The 4,715-nt window shown below is 59.3% G+C and carries 1 protein-coding gene and 1 pseudogene; one reads left to right on the top strand and one right to left on the bottom strand.

What is annotated here, in order from left to right:
• Window positions 1-96: pseudogene (locus WAN02_RS09520) on the top strand (hypothetical protein); the annotation flags it as partial.
• Window positions 97-175: 79 nt separating this feature from the next.
• On the opposite strand, the gene WAN02_RS09515 reads toward WAN02_RS09520, so the two are convergent.
• Entirely contained in the window at window positions 176-4,705 is a 4,530-nt protein-coding gene (locus tag WAN02_RS09515) for a hypothetical protein (RefSeq protein WP_422263904.1), read from the bottom strand.
• Window positions 4,706-4,715: the final 10 nt, after the last annotated feature.

Genomic DNA, 4,715 nt, shown 5'->3' with positions numbered 1-4,715 from the left:
GGTGGGCGGCAGGCGGTGGCCGAGCGGCTGGACAAGTTCACCTCGCAGCTCAACGTGGGCCCGGAGCAGCCGTATCTGTGGGCCGGCAATGAGCCCATGTTGGTCGCAGCGGGGGAGGGCGGGTGGCGGGCGGCTGACGGTTGCACCTCCAATCCTGGGCGCCGGGGCGGGCAAACTACAGCCGCTCACTCAGAAAGTTCCCAACTGCCGGGTTGGCGATTGCCTGCTTTCCCTCGTCGCCAGCGAGTCGCATCCACCTGTGCTTCGTCTGTTCTACGACGACGGTGTGCCGTGAATCGCTGCTGATTAGCATCTGTCGGGTCAGTAGCAACCGCCCGTGCTGGCGGGCCTCGCTACGAGTCGGTGGTCGCAGTGTCATGCACGCAGGGCAGAGCCAAAGGTCTGTGTGCGGTTCTCCAATGCAACGCTTACAAATCGAAACACCGCAGCAGTCACAGCTGACCAGTCCGTCGGTGCAAAGTGCACAGAGTTTTGCGGCGCAGTATGGGCACACAAGACCGTCCGAGCCGTAATGGCCCTCACGATCGATTATTCCGGCGGTCCGCCGAACCCTGCTGACGGAGTCAACTCGCCGTGCGTCTGTCTCGCCTGGTATGAGGTTTATTTGGTAAGCCCATACTGGGCCGCCTTCGACCGTAACTTCTTCCTCGAACCGAGCACCGATTAGGAGGGCGATTCGAGATCTACTGCTTCGCACGGATTTCTCCAGTGCGGCGCGGAATTTGTGGGGGAGCTCACCGAGCTCTGGTATGACGGGCTTGACGCCGGGTGACCAGTATTCCAGCGCCTCCGTCGTCGTTTGTGACAGTTCTCGGCGCGTGCTGGGTTCGATCGACGCCAACGGGTGAACTCTGAGAGACACGTTGGTCGCGTTCGACACTGTTGAGCGGGTTACGACTCTCGGGTCCGTGAATGCGCCAACTGCGTCGGCTTCAAATTGACCCATCGACCGTGCCAGCATGGTCGCGGCCGGAGCTTCCGGCGAGGGAGTTATGGCGTACCAATCTGTCTGGCCATCGATTCTCACACCAAGTGCCAACAGCGATGCGATCGAGACAACCACGGCCTCAACGTTGTTCAGCGCCGCATACTTGCGGACAGTTGGAACTGGTTGCCACGTGTCGCTTACCCAAGTTGGCGCAACTTCGATGTCGCTCCAGGCGGTCAGGGACTCCTCAAAGTCAGAACCATCAAGTACACGTGAGATAAGCCCGGAATCAGAAACGGCTATATCTTGACCCGTGCGGTGCCAGCGTAAGACAAGCTCGACGGTATCTGGTTTCGGCATCGAGTCGACAATTTGCTTCACCTGGAAAGCTGTCGTATTGACAGCAGTCGGTAATTGCGTAATCGCTGGAAACTCATTAGCGAGCAATCCGGCTAGATCAGGCTCTGGACTGAGGAACGTTCGGTTGCTTCGATCCTGTTTGCCGAGCCCAGTCGCAGACCACGCGGGACGGAATAGGCGGCTCGACTGCAACATGACATGCGTTGCCTCGATTGGAGTTTCGACGCCGACAGGTTCGATGGTTGGCACTACTTGAGCGCCGAGGTGGCTACTTGCATAAAGGCGCAGCCGGTAAGTGTCACTCAATTCGGTCCTGCCGAACGCGACCCAGGAGTCGATCGCCTCGTTTCGAATGACGGCGCTCTCGGCGCCGTCGCCCCGGTTGATCACAACGGTCGTCGCATTGTCATCAAAGCCGATGAGGACGGTTGCGCCGTTGGCAGCTAGGCTTTTTGGAAGGCTGTTCAGTTGGTTGTTAGAGGCGTGCGTTAAACCGCTACAAGCCGGGCACAGCTCGTTCACGCGACAATCCGAGCACATGATTCGTGCGCAAATGGGGCATGGCAAGACCTCCGGGTTGCGGCCGCATTGTGCGCATTCGCGGTCACCGCACATTAAGCATTGGTCGTCAAATACATTGTGCGTTTTCGACAAGCAGCGGCGGCACACCGGCCTGGTGCAGCTTTGGCATTCGATCGACGCACGATGGTCAATGTCATCGCACGCTCTGCACGACCATGTTCCGCAGGATGCGCACAATTCGACTGCACCTGGGGAGTAAAAGTGGCCGTCTCGGCAGACACCGAAGTTGGTCTCCTTGTGTCCAGCGTCGTCGAGCGTCGGGGCAACGGGCTGACCATCAAACGCCCGATATTCGTGTGTCGCGGTCCCATGTCCTTGCCAAGTCTCGTGGATGTCGAACCCGTTGCGCACGTACGCGTTGAATGATTGATTCGTCTTTCCCAGAATGGCGCGACTCAACTCGGTCGGCATCGGTTTGGCGGCGCGCGCATGAGCGATGCCGCGCAGCCCGCCAATGGCAACCAGAGACGCGTGATCTGCCGGCACGAGATCACTCGGGTCGCCGCCTGTCCTTAGTTCGGCTACGGGCTCGATTCTTCTGCTGAGTAGCTGACATTCCGATGGATTCGGCCAAGGTTCGACCATCGCCACGGGTTCGTGTGGAAATCTGCCCACTCTGCTGCCGGGAAGGCCCCGCGAACGCAGCCAGTCGAACCAGGCGAATTGATCTTCAGCAGAGTCATTTTGGGGGAGCGCCATCCACGGAGGGCCGTTTTGTGGTTGCGTATCGTCGGTCACACGGACTAGGACTGCTTCATTTCGTCGTTCGAGGGCTACCCGCAGCCCGGCAAGCTCGGCGGTCGCAATGATCGGATCCTGAAGGGATTCCTCCCGCCATTCGAAGGCAGCAGTCTGCTCATGAACCATCTGTACCGTGCCATCGTCACCCACTTTCGATGCTTGCTCGACGAGGCGGTCTGCTTCAAGGTAGAGGTCCTTAAAGTGGCAACGATGTGTGACAAGTACCGCAGGCGGTGGCGTCGGCGGCACTTCATCTCGTAGTTCCTTTAGTAAGTGCGCAAGGAATGATTTCCGCTCGCCAGCGGCTGTGGGTGCCGAGTGCTCGGGTAGATCTTTGATGGCTGAGGCATCGATAGCCGAGGGGGAGCCGATCGTAACCGAAAATTCGGTGTGAACAGCCGCGGAAGCTCGCAGGGTGACCCGACTGCTGTCGTGCAACGTCGGCCGGGCAATGAGCTCTCTCGAGATCAGTCCACTGTCGGCTGGCAACCCATCATGAATCGCGTACGAGAGCAAACGGATTCGATCCCGGTCGTTTACCTCCTCATCGGGTAGCACATAAGTCGGCAACGACTCACCACTTCGCGTTAATTCGGCAACGCGCTCACCGACCAGGAGTGTTGCTCCCTGTCCCAACCGCCAACCAACAGCGAACTGCGTGTCTAACTCCGGAGCTCGCTCGGGCGATCCGCACTGCCGACACAATCCACCCGTGTCAGTTCGGCAGACACCGCAGGCGGGGAGGGCGCATATAGAGCAATCCGCGAATACTGCATTGTCTCCACACGCGGTGCAAAGGTCCGAGTCGCAGGAGCCGCAACGGACGATCTCGGACGCATCGACCCAGTGCGGAGCCGCACAAAGTGCCAGCACAGTAATCGGTTCATCTGAGGCATCGCTGACGACCTCAGGGGGTTCGCGATGGCCCCAGTCGTAGGTGAGCTCAGCCTCTCCGCCATGCCGATTAGCCCAGGTTTCTTCGACTAGCCAGTCATCCTCGTCGAGGGTGATCGCGAGTAGTTTTGCGCGCGCACGGACGTCGGGACGTCTGCTGAGTCGTCGTTCCTCAGATTTGAGAGCTTTCTGAAGCCTAAGTCTGTCTTCGTAGGACGCTTCCGCAATCTGTGCCTGGTAACCATTACGAATTCGCTCGAGCTCACGGGCCTGATCCCGCTCGACCTGCTCAGCGCGGTTGCGCCGAAGTTTCTCTAGCTGGCTCGCCGCGTCGCGCTCAAACGCCGTGACCATCCCAGCAGGTAGGTCGAATGCCGATGGCAGCGACTCGCCTTCATTCAGAGGGCGTCGAGGCAACCGTATCTCGCTGTGTCCATTCACATCAGCGGTGAGGATATGTTCTGACGTCTCTGCTTCACCGACGGTCGCGCGAAAGGTGGCGTGGCCGCTCCAACTACCCGCCGGTATGAGTCGTCGGCGAACCAGCGAAATCGTCGTGGAATGCTGGAATGGACTGGGGCCAGCTGCGTCCGGAATCACCGGAACAGTCGCGTGGAGGTCACCGCGCATCCGCAGAAGCCCCAGTAATTCATCGAATACGGGCGAGCCTACGGCGCAAAGCTCTGCGTCTGGATGGTGCTCTAATCCATGTCGATCAAACGCAAGGTGCATCAGCGTACGGCCGCCTAGCTCTTCAGCAAATTCTTCGTCGAACTCGGCTGTGAGGAAAGCGCCCTCGCCCTCGCCGGTGTCGTGCAAGAGTTGCGCCGCAAGAGCTTTGAGTACACTTCTGACCCAAGACTGCACTCTTCTCTGGCGCAGCCGCGCACGCTCGGTGACCTCGGGCCTGAGCTCGGCACTCCCTTCTTTGGTTAATTCTTTGCGGTGTTCAAATGCGGCCGCCATCCAGTTACTAAGACCGCTGTCGGCGGCGATGAGCGTCGAGGCTCGTTCACGGGCATCAGCGAGCTCAGCGCCCAACTGCGATAGCAGCCCGTCCATTTTGGAGTTGTTATCCGCGAAAAGCGCTTCAAGAACACGTGATTCAAACGTCGCGGACTTCGAGTCGTCGAGCTCGCCGAGTATCGTTGTGACCTGTCCAAACAACAGCTCGAACATCCGTAGCTTC

The sequence above is a fragment of the Mycobacterium sp. genome, assembly GCF_049281135.1.
Taxonomy (GTDB): domain Bacteria; phylum Actinomycetota; class Actinomycetes; order Mycobacteriales; family Mycobacteriaceae; genus Mycobacterium.
This window is presented reverse-complemented; position numbering and strand designations above follow the sequence as displayed.